Source organism: Frondihabitans sp. PhB161, from assembly GCF_003814635.1.
Lineage (GTDB): Bacteria > Actinomycetota > Actinomycetes > Actinomycetales > Microbacteriaceae > Frondihabitans.
This window is the reverse complement of sequence record NZ_RKQW01000001.1, coordinates 783,762-802,439: the sequence shown is the minus strand read 5'-3', so window position 1 is coordinate 802,439 and position 18,678 is coordinate 783,762. Positions and strand designations below refer to the sequence as shown.

General features: G+C 63.1%; 21 protein-coding genes and 1 tRNA gene. 16 read left to right on the top strand and 6 right to left on the bottom strand.

Annotated features, from left to right (window positions below):
* Positions 1-91: 91 nt before the first annotated feature.
* The 4 genes from EDF39_RS03910 (at position 92) to EDF39_RS03905 (ending at position 1,435) form a co-directional block, all read left to right on the top strand.
* Complete coding sequence (locus EDF39_RS03910; protein WP_123940665.1) at positions 92-664, top strand: hypothetical protein; 573 nt, start codon at positions 92-94, stop codon at positions 662-664.
* Between the two features lie 48 nt (positions 665-712).
* Positions 713-889 (top strand): hypothetical protein, encoded by a 177-nt coding sequence (locus EDF39_RS17440; protein WP_158613153.1) that lies wholly within the window; start codon positions 713-715, stop codon positions 887-889.
* Between the two features lie 165 nt (positions 890-1,054).
* On the top strand, positions 1,055-1,177 hold the full coding sequence (locus EDF39_RS17770) for a hypothetical protein (RefSeq protein WP_255410106.1): 123 nt from the start codon (positions 1,055-1,057) through the stop codon (positions 1,175-1,177).
* A 184-nt stretch (positions 1,178-1,361) separates the two neighbouring features.
* A tRNA-Gly gene (locus EDF39_RS03905) sits at positions 1,362-1,435 on the top strand.
* 79 nt (positions 1,436-1,514) lie between these two features.
* On the opposite strand, the gene EDF39_RS03900 is transcribed toward EDF39_RS03905, so the two are convergent.
* The 3 genes from EDF39_RS03900 to EDF39_RS03890 all read right to left on the bottom strand — a co-directional run bounded on the left by EDF39_RS03900 (position 1,515) and on the right by EDF39_RS03890 (position 2,582).
* The gene (locus EDF39_RS03900; protein WP_123940663.1) at positions 1,515-1,781 is read right to left on the bottom strand and encodes a hypothetical protein; all 267 of its coding nucleotides are present in this window, start codon (positions 1,779-1,781) and stop codon (positions 1,515-1,517) included.
* A gap of 63 nt (positions 1,782-1,844) precedes the next feature.
* The gene (locus EDF39_RS03895; RefSeq protein WP_123940661.1) at positions 1,845-2,135 is read right to left on the bottom strand and encodes a DUF4193 family protein; all 291 of its coding nucleotides are present in this window, start codon (positions 2,133-2,135) and stop codon (positions 1,845-1,847) included.
* A gap of 114 nt (positions 2,136-2,249) precedes the next feature.
* The gene (locus EDF39_RS03890; protein ID WP_123940659.1) at positions 2,250-2,582 is read right to left on the bottom strand and encodes a DUF3140 domain-containing protein; all 333 of its coding nucleotides are present in this window, start codon (positions 2,580-2,582) and stop codon (positions 2,250-2,252) included.
* A 518-nt stretch (positions 2,583-3,100) separates the two neighbouring features.
* Here EDF39_RS03890 and EDF39_RS03885 point away from each other — a divergent pair.
* Positions 3,101-3,721: a hypothetical protein gene (locus EDF39_RS03885; RefSeq protein ID WP_123940657.1), complete on the top strand. Its 621-nt coding sequence runs from the start codon at positions 3,101-3,103 to the stop codon at positions 3,719-3,721.
* Positions 3,722-3,872: 151 nt separating this feature from the next.
* Here EDF39_RS03885 and EDF39_RS03880 read toward each other — a convergent pair whose 3' ends face one another.
* A complete protein-coding gene (locus EDF39_RS03880) occupies positions 3,873-4,208 on the bottom strand; it encodes a hypothetical protein (RefSeq protein ID WP_123940655.1) in 336 nt (111 codons plus the stop codon).
* 160 nt (positions 4,209-4,368) lie between these two features.
* Between EDF39_RS03880 and EDF39_RS03875 the strand changes: the two genes are divergently transcribed.
* Both EDF39_RS03875 and EDF39_RS03870 read left to right on the top strand, forming a co-directional pair.
* Positions 4,369-5,217, top strand: coding sequence for a hypothetical protein (locus EDF39_RS03875; RefSeq protein ID WP_123940653.1), 849 nt, complete (start codon positions 4,369-4,371; stop codon positions 5,215-5,217).
* Positions 5,218-5,352: 135 nt separating this feature from the next.
* On the top strand, positions 5,353-5,946 hold the full coding sequence (locus tag EDF39_RS03870) for a hypothetical protein (protein WP_123940651.1): 594 nt from the start codon (positions 5,353-5,355) through the stop codon (positions 5,944-5,946).
* A gap of 110 nt (positions 5,947-6,056) precedes the next feature.
* Here EDF39_RS03870 and EDF39_RS03865 read toward each other — a convergent pair whose 3' ends face one another.
* Positions 6,057-7,184, bottom strand: a complete 1,128-nt coding sequence (locus EDF39_RS03865) for an FAD-dependent monooxygenase (protein WP_123940649.1) — start codon at positions 7,182-7,184, stop codon at positions 6,057-6,059.
* A 113-nt stretch (positions 7,185-7,297) separates the two neighbouring features.
* Here EDF39_RS03865 and EDF39_RS03860 point away from each other — a divergent pair, with 113 nt between their 5' ends.
* From EDF39_RS03860 to EDF39_RS03845, 5 genes are all read left to right on the top strand, one after another.
* Positions 7,298-7,939, top strand: coding sequence for a TetR/AcrR family transcriptional regulator (locus EDF39_RS03860; protein ID WP_123940647.1), 642 nt, complete (start codon positions 7,298-7,300; stop codon positions 7,937-7,939).
* A 282-nt stretch (positions 7,940-8,221) separates the two neighbouring features.
* The gene (locus tag EDF39_RS17435) at positions 8,222-8,383 is read left to right on the top strand and encodes a hypothetical protein (protein WP_158613152.1); all 162 of its coding nucleotides are present in this window, start codon (positions 8,222-8,224) and stop codon (positions 8,381-8,383) included.
* Positions 8,384-8,412: 29 nt separating this feature from the next.
* Positions 8,413-8,838, top strand: a complete 426-nt coding sequence (locus EDF39_RS03855) for a hypothetical protein (RefSeq protein WP_123940645.1) — start codon at positions 8,413-8,415, stop codon at positions 8,836-8,838.
* A gap of 72 nt (positions 8,839-8,910) precedes the next feature.
* Positions 8,911-9,177, top strand: coding sequence for a hypothetical protein (locus EDF39_RS03850; protein ID WP_123940643.1), 267 nt, complete (start codon positions 8,911-8,913; stop codon positions 9,175-9,177).
* A gap of 332 nt (positions 9,178-9,509) precedes the next feature.
* Positions 9,510-10,328, top strand: coding sequence for a hypothetical protein (locus EDF39_RS03845; RefSeq protein WP_123940641.1), 819 nt, complete (start codon positions 9,510-9,512; stop codon positions 10,326-10,328).
* A 138-nt stretch (positions 10,329-10,466) separates the two neighbouring features.
* Here the strand turns inward: EDF39_RS03845 and EDF39_RS03840 are convergent, their stop codons facing one another.
* Positions 10,467-11,060 carry a L,D-transpeptidase gene (locus EDF39_RS03840; RefSeq protein ID WP_123940639.1) on the bottom strand — a complete coding sequence of 198 codons (594 nt, stop codon included), beginning with the start codon at positions 11,058-11,060 and terminating at the stop codon, positions 10,467-10,469.
* Positions 11,061-11,245: 185 nt separating this feature from the next.
* On the opposite strand from EDF39_RS03840, the gene EDF39_RS03835 reads away from it, so the two are divergent.
* The 4 genes from EDF39_RS03835 to EDF39_RS03820 all read left to right on the top strand — a co-directional run bounded on the left by EDF39_RS03835 (position 11,246) and on the right by EDF39_RS03820 (position 18,607).
* Positions 11,246-12,955: an ATP-dependent endonuclease gene (locus tag EDF39_RS03835; RefSeq protein ID WP_199726131.1), complete on the top strand. Its 1,710-nt coding sequence runs from the start codon at positions 11,246-11,248 to the stop codon at positions 12,953-12,955.
* The gene (locus EDF39_RS03830; RefSeq protein WP_123940637.1) at positions 12,952-14,601 is read left to right on the top strand and encodes a UvrD-helicase domain-containing protein; all 1,650 of its coding nucleotides are present in this window, start codon (positions 12,952-12,954) and stop codon (positions 14,599-14,601) included. Before EDF39_RS03835 ends, EDF39_RS03830 begins: the two co-directional genes overlap by 4 nt.
* A gap of 453 nt (positions 14,602-15,054) precedes the next feature.
* The gene (locus EDF39_RS03825) at positions 15,055-16,023 is read left to right on the top strand and encodes an AAA family ATPase (protein ID WP_123940635.1); all 969 of its coding nucleotides are present in this window, start codon (positions 15,055-15,057) and stop codon (positions 16,021-16,023) included.
* Positions 16,016-18,607, top strand: coding sequence for a S8 family peptidase (locus EDF39_RS03820; protein WP_233572953.1), 2,592 nt, complete (start codon positions 16,016-16,018; stop codon positions 18,605-18,607). Before EDF39_RS03825 ends, EDF39_RS03820 begins: the two co-directional genes overlap by 8 nt.
* Positions 18,608-18,678 lie beyond the last annotated feature (71 nt).

The following is an 18,678-nucleotide window of genomic DNA, read 5'->3' as shown; positions in this document are numbered from 1 at the left end:
GCCTCTCGCGGGGTGAACTTCGGGCCCCGTTGCAAAGCTGACGAAGACCCCGCAGCCATAAAGTGAGTCGCCGAGCCGATACGCTCTGGGCATGAACGTGGGGTCGGTAGTACTCGGGGTGTCGACGGCGCTGGCGATCACGGCGGCGGTCGGCGCAGTCATCGCGATCAGCGCCTCGCAACCAGTTCAGGGGCCGGAGCCGATCCGTGGGCCGCAGATCGGCGTCTGCGGATCGCCACAAGAATCAGACGCCGCGACCTTCCACTCGATGGCGGCGAGCTTCCTCATCAAGAACACCTCAGGGTCACCGGTGACGATCCGCGCCATCCGCCCTCAGACCCTGAAGGGGCTCGCCTCTGCGACGGTGACGCTCGCTCCGGGAGCCGACGACAAAAAGACGGATGGCTACGAGGTGGCAGCATCAGTAGACGTTCCGGCTACGGAAGTGGCCCACAGCTCGCCGGTCGCGGCCAACGGCACCACAATCGCCCCGCACGCGTTCGCAACGATCATCACGAGCATGACGCTGGCCGATGGCGCGAGGGCCGGGAGCGCCGGCGACTTCGAGCTGACATCGGACGGCCCGTCTGGCTCGCTCCACACCCAGATGATCCAGGCATCGGTCGGCCTCGGCGTGGACTCCTCAGCCTGCTCAGCTCTGTAGCTGTAGCGGTCCCCAGACGGAACCCACGTCGCCCACTACAGTTCCCCTATGCCAGAGGAGCCCACCGACAAGGTCCCCGTCGGCTTCTGGCGCCACGTGCCCTGGATCTACGTGGTCGGCTTCGTCGTCTCGGCAGTTCTCGTCGGATTCATCAGCTCGTACTACGGCACGTACGGCGGCGCGGCGCTCATTCTCTGGGGTTCGGTCATCGTGGCTGGTTTTTAAGAGTCCCGCAAGCTGGAACGGAAGCGAATCGCCGACGGCGACCCGCACCCGGCCCGCCGTCCGACACCGAACACGGCCGAGGTTGCTCTGGCCGCCGCTTTCGTCCTCATCAGCGGCGCTCTCATCGTCTTCGCGTCGTATATCACCATCGATGGCGACCACCACGTGCCAACACCGACGGAGGCAGTCCTCGCCGGAATCGCCGCCCTCATCAGCGCCCTCACGATCGCCGCCGTCGTCCTGTGGGCAAGGCGAAAGAACAGGCTCAAAGATGAGGCCGCGGCGTAGTGGCGTGTTCGAGTAGAAACACCAGTTCAGGATCCGACTCGCGTCCCCTCCGCACCTCACCCGCCGCCGCGCCGACTTGCGCGTCCCCCACACCCGGCGCCCTCTTCCGCGGCCGCCGCTCACCTCGGCGTGCTCTCGGTGCGACTTTGCTACGCTAGGCCTGCCGCTCCCCCGGGTGCGGTGCGCGAGTGTAGTTCAATGGCAGAACTTCAGCTTCCCAAGCTGACAGCGCGGGTTCGATTCCCGTCACTCGCTCCACGTCTCATCACCGGCAGCCCAACACCGCGTTGTTATCCGATAACCGGTATTATGTCAAGTAACGCATAGCGGACGCGATTCAGAGTGCGTCGGGGCTGGCGACAAGATCAAGGAACTGCCGCCACTTCTGATCGGTCTCCTCGACAGTGCGGGCGGTGGCGAGCCACGCCCGTTGCATGGGTAGCCCTTCGAGTTTGAGCTCGACCGACAACGTGAAGATCACGCCGCCGGTGTCCTGGCTTCGGGACACGATGGGGGCGGCGGTGGTGATGTGTTCGGGGTTGAACCAGAGCCGGGCATCGCCCGGGCGCCCCTCACGGTCTGGAAGAGGAATCAGTCGCACCATACCCCGACGGTAAAGCACGCCCTGTCTGAGGACACACTCATGGAGGTCAAGGCTGCGGGTGTGTCAGGCGGCGCACTCCACACACACGGGCCCGGGCTTGGACTCGTGATCAAACTGAACCCGAGGACGAACCAGGAAACATTCCACGCACGTGAACTCGTTCTCCTGAATGGGCAACACCACGACGTCGAGGGCTTCGTCGACGATGGCTGCGTCGAGTTCGAAACCGTCCGCGCTGTCGCCGTCATCAAGGTCCGCCGCGAGCCCGGTGGCCTTCGTGGGGCGGGCGTCGATCGAGACGACGTTGTCTTCGTTGTCCGGGGTGTTTCGGGGTGCGTCGTAGTCGGCTGCCATGGTGCTCTCCAGTGTGGTCAGGGCGTGTTGTTCGCCGTAACTGTAGATGGCGGGGCCCTTGGAAGCTCGAATTGACTCGCTCATCAACTCGGTGGAAGGTGCCCGCGGCCGCTCCTACTTTGTAGGGTCGTTTCCCCAGTTCATCAGGGAGTACCGCCAGGGTGTGTCTGTCACGTCTCCGGTCGGGCGTTGCTTGGAATGACGGGCGATGTAGCCGATCACTTTGCGCATATGGGCGTAGTCGGCGCCGGTGAGGTCAGCCTGTTTCTTCCCGAGGATCCGAACAATGTGGCGACCGCTTTCATGCCCGGTGGACTCATGACCATCGGTTTTCTGTCCGACACTTTTCGACTCGTCGGTGTCGAGCCATACCTTGATCTCGTGGGAGGTCATGTTGACAACTTGATCGAATTCGTGCCGGGTGTCGGAGTGATCGTCTTTCGTCATACCTGGCACCGTACGCCGATCCCCGTGCCGGAACAGACGGCATCAAAAATAGACGGCACTGGTGCCCACCACTAACAGGGACAAACCCGCCACATTCATCGATCGGGTCGAACAAGACGACGGCGCCGAGGGTGCCGCCGCGAAGTCGGGCCATCTCCGCGACCGGATGTACGAAACCAAGGTTGAATCCGAGGGGCCCGGCGGCCTTGAAAAAAAGGCCTCTAGTCCCCCACTGCCGTTGGTCTTCTCTTCCCTAGGATTTGGGGTGCGGGCTTGGTCACACGGGCCCCGCCGAGGCCGGGTGGACCCAGATCCCATCCGGCCTCGTTTCTTCTACGCAACACTTGTCACCGCTAGGCATCCAACCCCTCGCTATAAACATCACGTGGTCATGCCAGTTCCTTTGCCCCTCGCAAAACGCCAGACAGGGCAGCTCTGCTGCTGCATTCAAGAGCGCAGCGACTCCCGCCCCTGGCGGAAGGGCCGGCCATAGCGGGGCCGGCGGTAGGGTGCTGGTCATGACGGTGGGGTGGAAGAAGTTCTGGGCCGAGCACCATGACGACCAGCAATGGGCCAAAGTGGGGCCGCCGCCGAAAACTCACCAGCTCGGGGTGATTGCCGCGGTCGCCGCCGACCCGGCCGCGGTCGAGGCCGCTCAGCCCGACGCGTTTGCAGCATGGTCCGCGGGTGCCCTACGGCCGTGGCGTCTCACCGCCGTGTTTCAGCGGACCGGCATCGACGAAGGCGACTGGGTAGACGTCGCCTGTAACGCGTCCGCCGACGTGCAAGAAGTTGACCTGTGGGAGGCCGGGGGCGTGTACCCGAAGTGGGAACGCATGGTGCGCTTTTCAGCCCTCACGGACACTCCGTTGGCGGAACTGCTTCGCGACGATGACGACCCCGACACCAGGATCCGGGTACTGCCCTACGCCCGCCACCCCATCCAGACGTGGCGCAACGACCTCCGCACCCGCTACCTCCCCGAAGTCGTTCACGAAACAGTCTCGGTCCACCCCGGAAAGCGGCAGCTCGGAATCAGCGTGGACTTCGCCAACGCGTTCCTGGCGAAGAAGGAACGCGAGTTTATCGAGGTCATTCAGCCCGGCGTCGACCCGGACACCATCACGCTCCATCACTAAACGGCGCGAGACGACCCCCGGGCGTATCAGGCGTTAGGGGGAACACCTGAGACCCGGGGGCCGTGATGACCGAAAGAGAGTTCGGTCGGGACAACGGTACGCACCCGGGTCGACTCTCGTAGTCCCACTCGCCGGACTCTGAGGGTGGAAGTCAGGACGGCCACACGTCCGGCTCGACGTCGTGCCGGCTGTTGAAGGCCAGCAGCTCGTCCTCGTGCTGGATCATCCACGCGACCGCCGAATTCAAGCTTTCGAACGTCCTCAGCCACGGGCGCTTCTTGCCGCCGTCACGGCAGTGGGCATAGGCGTCGTAGACGGTGCGCCCGTCGAGGGAGCAGTTCACGACGTACCCGAGCGGGTTCGTCCGGTCCCGCCGCACCTGCCACGCTCCGAACGTGTTCTTGACCGCCGGGACCGCGAGCGGGTGGGACGGGTTCGGCCGGCCAATGAACCGGTCGACGCTCTCCCCCGGACCCTGCACGCCCATGAGCCGAACGATACGAGCGACCACCGTCAAAAAACTTGTAGCGTTACGAACATGCGTCCTGTGGTCTCACTCCTGGCCCCAGACTCCCTGGTGTCAATTCGGAGCTTTGGGGGGAGCCCAGACAAGAGCGGAATGACCTGGAAACGCAATACGCCGACGGATGGCCAAGGCTCGCGCGGTACCAGCCGAGTCCGATGAGATGAAGAAGAAACGCCCCGCCGAAGGCCTAGAAGAGTGCGTAGCTCGCGAACTGGTGGCATTAGAGCTGAACGTCGAAGTTTCCCGATACGACGACGGATCAGCCGACAACCAGCCTGACGCCCTCACTCACTTCCCCACCGGGCCAGCCCCGCTCGAGGTAGTGAGAGACCACGACGTCGCCTTCAACCGCTTCGACAACGCCGCGCGGAAAATAGGATGGAGCGTAATTACGTCTCCGGATCAGCCCGGCTGGTATGTGTCCCTCCGCAATGCGGCCGACCTTCGACACGTCCGCGCGCAACTGCCCGCACTCCTTCAAGATCTACCCGTTCACTGGTTTCAAAGCGAAAGCACGCCGGGTGATGCCGTCTTTCTCCAGGATGACCGCGAGTACGCCCTAGCTAGCTATCTGCTCGAGCGTCTTGGCGTGGTCTTCTTGCAGCCTTTGCCTGAAAATGCGGGGGTCATCCGATTGACCGCAGAGGGGTGGTATAGCTGGGATGACCCCATCGAACTCATCCCCTGGATCTCGCGAGTTCTAACCCGCGAATACGACGTGTCCGAAAAGCTGGCCAAGCATGGCGGCGCTCAGCGTCACGCTTTTATTTGGACCTCAACCGGAAGTCCCTGGTCCGTGAACTCCATGCTCCGTCACGACGATGACGACGAACCAAGCGTCCCGCATGAGCCACCGCAACTTCCCTCCGGGGTCACGCACCTCTGGGTGGCCTCGTCAATGAGCCGGAGAGATCTCTTGTATTGGAGCCCTGAGGACGGGTGGAAGAGAGCAAAGGGGCTTCCGATCTAAACAGGCCGCTAATCGTGGTCCTTATCCGACAGTCGAGCAGCTGCTCGGAGATCTCCACCGCGGCGGCCGGCTTGTGGGAAACCACAAACGTGGCCTGGCGGGCTGAGTCGCACAGCCTGACCCTAGGATTCCGTGATGACGACAATAAGGGTGACGACACCTCGTTTCTGGTGGAGAGCAAGCGCCGACTCTATGCGGCCGTGGGTCACGAGCGACCCTGACGTCGATGATGGTCGCCCTCGCCATGCCGACCGAGACGATCAGCGCTGGGATCTTATTGCCGGGGTCGTGGCCGAAGTGGGCGAAGCACTCGCGCGCGGGGCGTGGATACCGAACCCGGACGATCCCCGCTACGGCGACGTCCAGGTGACGCAGTACCCGGGCGTCCTGACGCCTGAGGAGCAGAACATCGTGACGGCGTGGTTCAAACACTCCGAGGCGGTTCGGGTCGACCCCTGGTGGGATCAGCTCGTGAACGGTCGTCACCGCCTGTGGAGCACGCTTCCCTTCTTTGAAAGCGCGCTAGTACCCGTCTGCGGCGACGCCCTGGGCTACGCCGACCCAATCAACGCCGCAGAACTGGGGTCGGATTGGGCCTACTCGTACCGAGAGATGCAGCTTCCCGAGCTTGATGCCCTTCCTTGGTTCGACCGAACCGACGCTGTTAACGCCACCTTCCGAGACGCCATGCATACGGCCGCTTCCGGTCAGTTCCCACCTGCCGTCTAGTAGCCCGAATGACGGCCGGCCTGGCCGGGCTTGCGTCCCAATAGCCGATCGGCTATCGGACGCCGCGTCGCTGGTGGACATGGAGTTCTCCTACGTGGGGTGATCGTTGCTCAGCGCCCGAGCAGCATGTTGTTGCGGGACCGGATCTGTTCGTCGGTAGCGGGGAAGTAGCTGCTGACGCCGAAGTGTTCGGCGTTGTGCTGGATCTCCTTGACTGTCGGCTGGAGTGCGCGCTCGTACTCGACGAATGCCTGCTTAACGTCGCCGTCAGCAGCTCGGAAGGCGTCGTAGAGGGCAGTGGCGCCGATGATGGCGAGCGATCCACCCATGCCCGCGGCAGGTGATGCGCAGTAGCCGGCGTCACCGACGAGCGCGATGCGTCCGGACGTCCACGCCGGCATCTTGATCTGACTGAGCTTGTCGAAGTAGAAGGTGTCGACGTTGACCGCCTCGTCGACGTGGCCTGAGAACGGTGCGCCAGCCTGCAGCAGATGCTCGCGAAGGATGCGCTTCTGCTGGTCGACGTCGTGGTGGTCGTATGGGATTTCTTGCTCGGATCGGAAGCCGAGCACGAGGTCGGTCGTGGTGTCGTAGGAGTTCACCAGCATCGTCACGCCGGGCGCGTTGGTGATCTGGGTCGTCTGCCGGTCGATGATGAGGTGGTTGAGGGTGGCGACGGAGAAGTACGTCTGCAGGAAGTGGGTGTGGAGCGCTTCCTGACCGAAGCGCAATCGCCGCACCGTGGAGTGGTTGCCGTCGCACCCGAACACCATCGAGAAGTCCCGCTCTGTGCCATCGCGGAAGACCACGTGAACACTGTCCTCGTCGGGCTCGGTCAGCGACTCGATGGAGTTGCCCCACAGCATCTCGACCTCCCCCTCCGTCGCGGCGGCGAGGATGTCCAGCAGATCGTCTCGGTGGATCTCGTAGCCGTCGCCGACCGAGGCGTCCGTGGGCGGTTCTGGGTCCATCCGCGCGATGAGCTCTCCCTCCGGCGTCATGAACTCGGTCACGCGAGGAGCAAGCGCCTTCGCTTGGATCTCCTCAAGCACGCCCATCCGTTCAACGATCGCGATGGTGTCCTCGCGAATGTCGACGGGGGTGCCGCCGCGCTTCAGTCCGGATCCGATCTCGACGATCGTGACCTCGTAGCCGAGCCGACGCATCCACAGTGCTGTCGCGAGACCCGCGAAGCTCGCTCCCGAGATGAGCACCTGTTCCTGCGCGCGTGTGTTCATTGATCGTCCTCGTTTCCCGGCTCCCACCGAACTTATAGTGACCCAAACTTTCGAACGATGCCAACGGTAGCAGAAACTTTGGGTCACCTTATGTTTCGTGGCAGACTTGTGGGATGGAGCAAGCGAGCGCGGGTGCCAAATCAGGGCTCCGAGAACGCAAGAAGCGAGAGACCCGCGAGCGTCTGGGTGATGTGGCGGCTCGGCTCTTCGCGGAGCACGGGTACGACGAGGTGTCCATCGCGGACGTCGCTGGCGCCGCGGGCGTATCGGAGCCGACGGTCTACAACTACTTCCCGACTAAGCCCGACCTCGTCTTCGACCGAGCGGACGAAGTGCTCGAGAAGATCAGGGGTGCGATCTCCCGGCGAGACCCCCAGCAGTCGCCGGCCGATGCGATGCGCTCCCTCGTCCTCGAGGACATCGATCGGTACGTCGAGGACGACGAGGGATTAGCCAAGGGCGAGTTCCCCGCGCAGTGTCGGCTCAGTGCGCTACTCCGACGCCGGGCCCTGGTGTTCTACGACGACGTCACGACCGCGGTGGCAGCGGAACTTGCCGGCACGGGACCGAACGCGATGTCCGAGCGGGCGTACGCGGCCGCACTTGTTTCGGTGGTGCAGCAGACCACCGCGAGCATCGGCGACGCGGTCCTGTCGGATGCTCATCGGGGAGACACTCGCGAGCGTCTAGACGGCGCAGCCACGGCGACCCTTGACCACTTGTCGACCTGGTGGCACAGGGAGTACGCCACCTGAACGCATCTCGATAGACCATCGTCTATCGGGCGCCGCTCACGGGTCCGTTCAAGCGATCAATCAGTTGTCCCATTCGGTACTGCATCGCGACGCCCATTGGAAGGGCGCGCAATGACGCACTTGATGCGCTTCAGTGGGCCTCAAGTAGACAGCCTGCGGTCATAGCCTCCGCCGGTTTCAACGTCCAAGCGCGGCTCAGTGGCCGTCCAATGCGCGCAACACGCCGAGTCGAGCGTTGCTCGATAGGCTCCGAGCATCAGTACCCGTCGGGAGGACCCGGACATGCCCCGCACCAAAGGCGCGCTCAACCGCACACCGCGTGAGAAGGCGAAGGACACGAAAAACGCGGACCAGAAGCGCAAGCTCCGCGAGCAGAAGAAACGGCTGAAGGAACAGAACGCGAAGCTGAAGGCGCGGCTCAGGGCTCAGCGTAAGGCGAAATAGCCACGATGCGCGGCCGCTACGGTCAGGGCATGGCGAATCAAAACGAGAAGTACGTGCTGGGGCTGTGTGACGAGGTGCTCGGAAGCACGGGCCTTCGGCAGCATCGGTTCGAGTGGCTCGAAGGAGACCCTTCGCCTAATACCGGGCGACGGATGACCCTTCCCGTCGATGCGTACTGGCCTGACCATGCGCCCGTGGTGGAGTTCCACGAAAAGCAGCACACCGAACAGGTGCGGCACTTCGACAAGCCAGACGTGATGACCGTCTCGGGTATGCACCGGGGCATGCAGCGGAAGCGTTACGACGACCGTCGTCGCGAGTTGGTTCCAGCGCACGGGATCAGGCTCGTGATTGTCCCGATGAGCGACTTCGAGGTGCGCCGGTCGAACATTGTTCAGCGTCACGACGAGGACCTCGCCGTGGTGCGATACGCCCTCCAGGAGGGCAGCGGCTAGCACGCCCTGAGGCTGTTCGGTAGCCGATCGCTCATCGACGCAAAGCTGTCACTGCAGTGAGAGGCTGGGTCCATGACCAGCCTTCTTCATGAGAAGGACGACGCCTTCGAAGGCGTCGAGGCTCAAGCGAAGGAGCGCCGGTCAGCCCAGGACGCTCGTGACCGCGACACGAACCGGATGATCAAGGTGCAACTCGTGGGAGCGCTTTGGGGCATTTGCTTGCTGGCGCCCACCCTTCTTTTCCCCGCCGGCTGGATTCGATATACATGGATCGTCGTTGCAGTCCTCGTCACCCGCGCTGTGGTCATCCGCGTGTACCTGCAAGAAAGTAAAAAGTGACCGAGGCGAAACACCGCCCGTAAAACGATCGGCCGCCGGGGACGCCGGGGACGCCGAGGAGGTCGCGGACGGTGGCGTCTTCGAAATCGGCCCGAGTGAAGGTGCACCGGAAGGCATGGGCAGGCAGGCAAGATTGGCGGTGGTCGTTCTAGGTGGAGACGACGATCCCTCAAAAATGCTAGTACGCTTCCTCAAGAAAGAGGGGGAGCGCATTGTCTCGACATACTGGAAGTTGCGCCACGGCAATGACGCCTGGCTGCCGCTGCAGCTGCTTACATGCCCGGCACGGGCTTGACGGGCGACTGCATTGGGCTGTCACGGCGGAAACAGCAGTGCTGCCCGATGAGCGCACCGAAGTCGACAAGCGCCAAGCCCTCGCCAGGGACCGCCTTGAAAAACGGATAGCTCAGGCCAGGAAGTCTCAACGGTCCCAAGTGCTGTCGAGGGCCAACTCGGCCGCCGCGTTTGAATATGCGCGGACAGTCAACATGGTCGACTGGCTCGTCACGCATCCAACGGAGCGCGCACAGCTCGAGAAGGTCGTAAAGCTCTTCGTCAACACCTCGGTCACTCTCCTCAGTAACACCACGAAGCCGCAGCGCCGCCGCCTGACAAACCAACTCCTGGACCACTTCTGGTGTGACCTCCTCGCGAGCATCGTGTGGGCCATCGAAGAAATTCAAGCCCTCGAGGCGATCGTCAAAGACCGCCTCGCAGAGATGATCGCGGAAAAAGCGACGACGTACCTGAAACAAGCACGCGCCTCGGCGGTGGCGTCACATCCTGTAGCGACAGACGGTGATGGTCCCGGGTCGAAGCCCGGACCTGACCCCAAAGAGGACCTAGACTTGGAGTCAGCCGTCATACAGGGCTGCATCACAGGTGTGGTCAAGCTCGCGTTGGACGGGGCCACCAAGGGCATCGACGACTACCTCGACACCATGCTCCTACAGCTCCGAATCGCCGGGGTGATGATCTGCCCCGACGTCACCGAGCACGACCTCGTCTGGGATCACTGCTGGTTGCCATTGTGGAAAGCTGCCTTATTCGATGCAACCCTCAAAAAGTTCCGCAACCTAGTCGGAGACCTCGCCGCCCCGCTTACTGCCGTGCCTTCGGTCCCCGTCCCCCCTATCACCGCCGGGGCATAAGCACCGATCCCCACGGCAAGGGTCGACGTCGCTTTCCGTAGGCAGCGAGGCCGGTGGAGCAAATAGCGGGCCAGGGGAGCGGTCAGTGCTGGCGTGTGACGGGGTCGGTGCATGCCTGGCTGCAAGTGCGTTTAACGTTCACCAGCCCACATCGGCGCGGTCGAAGCGGGCCGTGCTCCGTGTACACGACCGACGTCGACCTGTTCCCTGTCGGCGAGGGTTCTCCCGATTGGTGCGCTGCAAGCGGCGTCTCGAGGGTCGAGCTGTCGCCCACGGGCGCAACGCCCGTCGGGGCGAACACGAATGCGATGACGGCAGGGCCTGTTCGGCTACCTGTGTGATCGTAATCGGCGTCCCGAGCGGCAGCATCGCGGCGAGCTCGCTGATATCGGCGTTCAAGAAGCGGATGCAGCCGTGGCTCACGGCATGGCCGATGCTGGCCTCGTTGCCCATGCCGTGCAGGCCAATCTGGCCGGGGCCTCCGCCGAAAGAGTTGAGGGCGTCCGGGAACGCGGAGAGTCCGTAGGCGAAGAGCCCGTAGCCCTGGTCGGTTGGCGCGAGCAGTTCGGTCAGGTAGAACGACCCGGTCGGCGTCGGCGTGCCGCAGGTCCCCGTCGCGACCGGGAACGACTCCTTCGTTGTCGGTGCCGAGGTGCTCGAGAGACCCGTCGATTGCGCGACACGCGTGCTCGGGAGAGCCGTCGAGGCCGATCGGTGCACCGTCGGCGGCACGGCCGGGTCGCATGTTGTCGACTTGAGACCACGCCAACGTTTGGACGCAACGTCTCCATAGACGATGCTCTACCGGACGAAGCGGTCCGAGGAACGAGGCCGCTCCACCTTCACGGTGATCGCGCCAAAACCTTGCTGTCCCTGGAGGACTTGCTGCGCTCGAACGAGCCTTCAAACCGCGCGGCGTGGCGGCGTTTCCCCGGGAACTTGAGAGACTGTCGGAGCCTGCCTGTCCGAGTTGGGCGCTGCTACACCTGCACGGAGGCGAGATGCGGCTCACCCGGTTCACCATCGAAGGCCACGCGGTCCTGAACGATATGGATGTCGAGGTGCGCGAGCACCTCGTCATCATCGGCGCTAACGACGTCGGCAAGACGTCCATCTTGCGGCTGCTGAATCTCCTTCTCGGTGCGACGGTTCAACAGATGTATGCGGGCCTGACGGCGGCGGATATCCGTGATGGTGTCGAAGCCCTCGTCGTCACTGCGACGCTCGGTGACTTCGAGCTCGAAGACGCGGGCAAGTTCCCGTTCGAAATCGATGCAGACGACCCGTACGAGCTGGTCCTCCACTTCGAGGCCCGCGTCTCAGACGAGGACCCCGACGCGATCACCATCCAAAGGTTCTTCCCGGACTCAGGAAACCGGCGGGGCCTCACACGCGAACAACTTCAAATCCTGGGCTGGCGTTACCTTCCCGCCACCCGAGCATCCGGCGTTGATGCGATGGAAGGTCGCAACAGCCCGATCCGTACGATGATCGACAACGTCAACTTCGGCGAGTCACTCACCGACTTCGAAGTCCTCCTCGAGCAATTCAACGACAAACTCGAAGCGAGTGACGCGCTTCAGAATCTGCGCCAAGAAATCGCTCAGCACCTCTCTCGCTCCGTACCTCGCGGATACGACGCGCAATCTCTTGCGATCCGAACCGCGGCAGACCCGTCGGAGAACCCGCTCCAAGACGTCACGATCTTCCTCCGCGAAGGAGACGCCCTGAAGAGCCTCGCCGAACAGAGCGACGGGATGCGGCAACTGATGTCATTGACATTCTTCGACCTCGCCCAGGCCAGCGCGAATATCGTCGCCGTCGACGAGCCCGAGATCCATCTGCACGCCTCAAGCCAACGAACGGTCGCGACACTCTTCGCGGAGTCGAAACGTCAGCGGCTGGTCGTCACCCACTCCCCGTACATCGTGCAACGTTTCGAACCGAGACACGTTCTCGTGATCGACCCCGACAGCGCCGCGCGGCAACTCCCGGAGAAGAGCTTCACCGCAGTCGAGAAGGAACGGCTGCAGTGGTGGTCGCCGCAGTTACTCGAAGGGCTTACTGCCCGCAGAATTCTGTTCGTGGAGGGGCTCGCGGACCGCATCATCGTCGAGGCCGCAGCCGCGAAGATCGGCTTAAACCTTGACCGACTCGGGATCACCGTATTCTCGCTGGACGGTGCCACCAAGTTCATCCACGTCCTCAACATCGTCGGCCGGAACGGCTTCAAATTGCCGATCTGCGGGCTGTGTGACGCAGACATGGAAAACACCTGGTCAGGGAACCTAGGCATAGCCCCAAAGAAGATGGAGGAAAACGGGTTCTTCGTAGCACGGAAGGAACTCGAGTACGAGTACGCGCGCGCGTTTGGCCCGCGGGCGTGTGCGGAGAAGCTCGTCGCCGAAGGCGCCTGGCGCGAAAAAGGAATTCTGCAAAGCACAGGCGCAGCCGACCTAGACTCCCTCACCGCAGAGCAGGTCGGCGACTTCCTCACCAGCAGCAGCGACCGCAAGGTCCCAGCAGCACGAGCCCTCGCTCCGCACCTGACCCGGGAGGTTTTAGACGCCAGCCCCGCCCTCGGCGGGCTGATGCGATATCTCGAATCACTGGACCCCGCAAAATGACCGCCCGAAACCCAGTTGGGGCGCAGATCGACGCCGTCGAATCCCCCCACGACCGCGTGCTCGTGCTTGCGCCTCCCGGATGCGGAAAGACAGAGGTGCTCGCAATGCGAGCGAAGCACCTGCTGCAGACCGGAACCGTGCGACCGGGACACCGGCTCCTGGCGTTGACGTTCACGAACCGAGCACGCGACAACCTGCGCAACCGACTCGTCGACCAGCTCGGGCACCAACGCGTCCGAGCATCAGTCACCGTCGCGAACTTCCACGAAATCAGTGCACGCATCCTGGAAGCCCACCACGCCACGATCGGGATCCCGACCGCGCACGCCGTGGCGAGACCGGCGTGGATCCGGCGCACTCTGCAGGACCTCGGGTCCTTCGGTAGCAAGCAAGACCACGACGCCCTCGAGATGACGAAACGGTCCGCGCTCACGGACGTGGAGATACTCGCCATCCTCACTACCAGGGGCAACACCTTGGGCGTCCGGTTCCAGGAGCGCCTCGCCGACGCAGAGCTCATCGAATACGGCGATCTGCAACGGTATGCGCAGCTGATCCTCCGCAACGATCGCGTCGGTCAGCTGTTCCGCGAGCACTTCGACGCAATGCTCGTCGACGAGTTCCAGGACCTCTCCGCCCAGCAATACGAGATCGCATCCCGGCTCTGCGACCGAAACTGGACATACGTTGGCGACCCGTACCAAGGCATCTTCAGCTGGGCTGGAGCCGACCCCGAAAGGGTCTACCCCGATCTCGCCGCCCACGCTCAAACCGAAATCGGGCTCGACATATCCTTCCGATCGTCGCCGGCAGTCCTCGACGTCGTGAACGCAGCCTCGGAGGAACTCGGGGCCACACCGCTCCGTGCCGCCGACCCGGACGCATGGCGACATGGCGGCCACGCGCATGCCGTGCGTTACGCAACCGACGAAGATGAAGCATCTGGAATCGTCGCCCTCACCGACTACCTGGCCCACAAGTACCCCGACGACACCATCGGGGTCATCTGCAAGACCAAGCCACGTCGGCAGGCGCTGGAACGTCGGTACCAGACCGCGGATACCGAACCCCAGTTCTGGGACATCGTCCTCGACACCCCGAAGATCGTTCGACTCGTCAAGCTCTGGGCTCGCGGCATCCCCGAAGACATCCCCTTTGATGAGCAAGTCGCGGAACTTCACGCACGCGTTATTGCTGCAATCCCCACGGACGACGTGGAGACCACCCGCAGCGTCGCTGAGGCCTGCGAGCAGATCCTCGAGTTCGGAAGCGACGGCGATTCCGTCCGCAACGTCGTCAAAAGATTCCGCGACACTCAATCAGTCGCGTCCATTTCCCCCGGCGTCCACGTCCTCAACGCACACGTCGGCAAGGGACAGCAGTTCGACTGGGTCGTAGTGATGGGGCTCGAGGACGGCCACATCCCACATCGCAAATCCACGTCCGCTCCGGCGCTGCGCGAGGAACGACGGGTCCTGCTGGTGATGCTTTCTCGTGCTCGCAAGGGGTTGTTCCTCACGACGGCGGCAATGGTGACGAACGAATGGGGTACCTTCCCGAGCAGACCTTCAAGGTGGTGGCCAACCCTCGAGAAGGCGTGTAAACCCACCCGGCCCGCCGTCGCGCGGCTGATGCGAGCGGTTTGATAGTCCTGGAGACAACACATCAGTCGGAGCTTCGGGCCGTGGACAGGTCCGATCACAGCCTGTCAATGACGAGCGCCAGCGCCGACTTATGGTCTGCTACGTGAAGCGTCGACTAGCGGTGCTCGTTGCGCCAACGGGAACATTACGCGCAGGTTCCTGATGCGCGAGGCTCGCTATTGCGCGTCCTGGGCGGAGTTCGAGAGCAAAGAGACGCCCGTCCGATAGCCACTCCACCACCGAACGCCGCCGCGCCTCGGCCACTCTCCCGGAGCATGACCAGACCTCCAACGGCGAGCATGACGCCACCGAGTGCGACTAAGGTTCTGGAAGCGGGTTTCGGCGCATGAGTGCTATTGGACTGGGTGCGCGTGGCCCGGCGGCGACCGGTCCCGGATGTGAGCTTCTACACTGTCAAAGAGCGGGAGCGCGATCCCGGAGCGAAGGGGGGAACCGGTGGCGGCTCTGGGTAACCACATCACGGCGATGGTCCGCAGCCACGCATCCGGTGATGATTCCGCGTTCTACTCGGTGGCGTTGCAGATCGCCGCACGGGAAGCGCGGCAGGGCCATCACGTTCTCGCGGACGGCATCAAAAAGGCTGTGGACACCTCGCGGCAGGCACCGCCGCGTCAGAACGTCACTCGGCTCGCGCAGCCTCGGGGCGATCTTGCGGATCTCGTCGAGGCATCCCATCCCGACGTCGACCTAGACACCTTTGTCGGATCCACTGACCTGATCGGCCGGTTACAGCAGGTCATGGCCGAGCAACGGCAGCGCGCAGTGCTCCTCGAGCACGGATTCGCGCCCACACACCGGCTGCTGCTGGAAGGCCCCCCGGGTACGGGCAAAACCATGACCGCTGCGGTCCTAGCGCACGAACTCGACCTACCCATGTTCACTGTGCGTCTCGACAGCCTCCTAAGCCGATACATGGGTGAGACTGCCGGAAAGCTGCGGCTTGTGTTCGATGCCGTCGCAGACCGGCGTGGGGTGTACCTGTTCGACGAATTTGATGCGCTTGGCGCCGACCGATCCGGGAACGACGTTGGCGAAGCCCGCCGTATTCTCAACTCGTTCCTGGTGTTCTTGGAACAGGCGAGCCCAGAAAGCCTTGTGGTCGCCGCCACCAACCACCGATCTATCCTCGACCGGGCCCTCTTTCGTCGATTCGACATGGTCCTGACATACACACTCCCCGACCGGCTCCAAGCCCGCTCCGTCATCCGTGGGCGCTTGGGATCGTTGGTCAAGAGCATGCGGTGGGAAAGCATCGACCCCGTAACCGATGGTCTTAGCCACGCGGATCTTGTCAAAGCATCCGAGGATGCCGCAAAGAGCGCCCTCATGCGAGGGCAACGCTCGGTCGCCGCAGCCGACCTCGCGGCCGCGTTGACAACCCGTCGAGCTGCCAGCCTTGGCTGAAGAGCTTCGACACCTCGCCCACCTGCATGTGGTCGATCGTGCCAAGAACGAGTCATTTCACCGCCGCGGCGGCGGCAACCCACTCATCCGAGAGGTTGAGTACCGCGCGCACGGAAGGGCAATGCATGGTCAATTGAACAGCGCTTTTGTAGCAACGGACCAGAGTCGCACCGAAGCGAACCTAACCATTGCGGAGCTGCGCACGCTGGGTAGCATCATCACCCTTGAAGGTGCGTCAGCCGCATTCCCGCTCAAGCTCGACACCCTTCACCGAGTCACCCGCGGCGGAACCAAAACACCATCGACGCCACGATGGCTGTTGCTGTCTGTGCATCCAGCCACTGAAACACAACCCGAGCGCGCAATCGTATGGGTCGCGGACACCGGGCGAACACGGTTCTTGAAGTTGTTCGAGGATTACCTCGAAAAGAAGTCCGCGAAAGGAGCAGAGAAGAACTGGGAGACCCCGGAGGGCAACCCGGCAAACCGGCAGCTGGTGGCGAACATCGCCGCCATCCGGCGCACCGTGTTGCATGACCTATGGCAATCCGCCGGTGAGCCACCCACACAAGGGCTGCACTGGTGGGAGCTCTGGCTAGAGCCGGCAGAAGGGACAGTCGAGACTGCTAAGACGTTTCTCACCGCTCTCGGCTGGGAGGTCCTGGACCGGTCAATGACTCTCAATGACCGCGTGATCATGTGGGTGCGGGCAACTTGGAGCCAGCTCGACGTTCTTCCGTTCACCGCCATTCCCGTGGCTGAAGTACGCCGGCCGGCTTTCACCGACAGCATCCATGACCTCGAGCAAGCGGAGCAGGACGAGTACGTCGAGGATCTCGCCACCCGCATTGTCCCTGCCGACATTAACGCCCCCGCCGTCACTCACCTCGATACCGGAGTGCTCCGCACGCACCGCCTCCTGCACACTTCCCTTGATTCGGCGGACCTGCACACCGTCATTGGCACCATCGCGACCGACCGCGCAGGCCACGGTACGGCCATGGCCGGCCTCGCGCTTCTCGGGCCCATGGACGAGCTTCTCACTGGAACCGGTTCGGTGCAGCTGCAGCACCGACTGGAATCGGTCCGGGTCCTCCCCCATTACGGCGAGGCAGACACCGATCCGCAGGACTACGGCACCGTCACCGCTGATGCCGTAGCTCGGGTCGAGCTCACACGCACCCGTGCGCGGGTGTTCTGTATGCCGCTCTCGACCACACCAGACAAGCCCGGCCAACCCACATTGTGGTCCGCCACGGTGGACGCTCTTGCTGTCGGCAGTGACATCGTCCGCGACGGTGAAAACCTCCAGCTGCTCTCCTCGCCCAACCCGGATGCCACTCGGCTTGTGGTGATTGCCGCTGGAAACGTCGACCAGTACAGCAACGATCACCGGGACAACTCCGACACCTCTGCCGTCGCCGACCCCGCGCAAGCATGGAATGCCCTCACCGTGGGCGCCTACACCGACCTGACGTCCACCCCCGCCGACCTTGACTATACGGGCTGGTCCACTCAAGCGCAGGCGGGCGAATTATCGCCGCATAGCCGAACGTCTCTACTGTTCGGTAAACGCCCATGGCCAATTAAACCGGACGTCTGTTTTGAGGGCGGCAACGTTCTTACTGACGGACACGGAACGTTTGAAACCCGCCACCCCGTGGCGTCGCTGCGATCGACGGGTATCACCAACGACCTTGCGTTGACATCGGCGAACGCGACCAGCGCCGCCGCGGCGCAAGCCGCACGGCTCAGCGCGTTGACTATGGCTCACTACCCGGAATACTGGGCCGAAACGGTCCGCGGGCTGATCGTTCATGCTGCTGAGTGGACTGACGCTATGCGCGCAGAGATTGACGCGGTCGGACCCGCGCGGGAGAAGAAATTGATGCTGCTGCGCCGGTATGGATGGGGCGTACCCACTGAGGATGCCGTCCTCCGCTCATCTCGGCAGACCGTAACCATGGTCGTTCAGGACACCTTTGTCCCCTTCGAAGGTACCGACTACGCGATGCGGCACTTCCGGCTGCATGATCTGCCATGGCCAACCGAGGTGCTGGAACAGATCGGCGCCGGCGTGGTCACGTTGAGGGTGACTCTGTCTTACTTCGTGGAACCATCCGCCTCACGTCGAGGCTGGCGCCAGCGATACACGTACCCGTCTCACGCGTTCCGCTTCGAGCTCAAGGCGCCCACCGACCTCACCGAGGCGGAGTTCATCTCACGACTGAACCGAGAAGCCGAACACGACGAGGACGCCACCGGGACCACCACAGCCGACCCCACCCCCACAACAACGCGAGCGTCTGGCGCCGAGCACTGGCTTATCGGAGCTCATCAGCGCGACCTCGGCTCGTTGCACCAAGACATCTGGCAGGGCACCGGACAAGAACTGGCCGCGTGCGGGCTCATCGGCGTCTACCCCGTCGGAGGTTGGTGGAAACGGAATAAACGGAAAGATCGCCTACAACTTCCGGTGCGATACTCCCTAATTCTCTCGCTTCATACCTCTGACGAGAATATCGACCTGTATTCCGCTGTCGAAACAGAACTTGACCTTCCCATCGACATCGACGGCACTTGAAAAGTTCACGCAAGCAGCTTTCAGACCTTCCCTGCTCCTTGCGAATCGCTGCTGGCGTAGAAGAGTTAGTC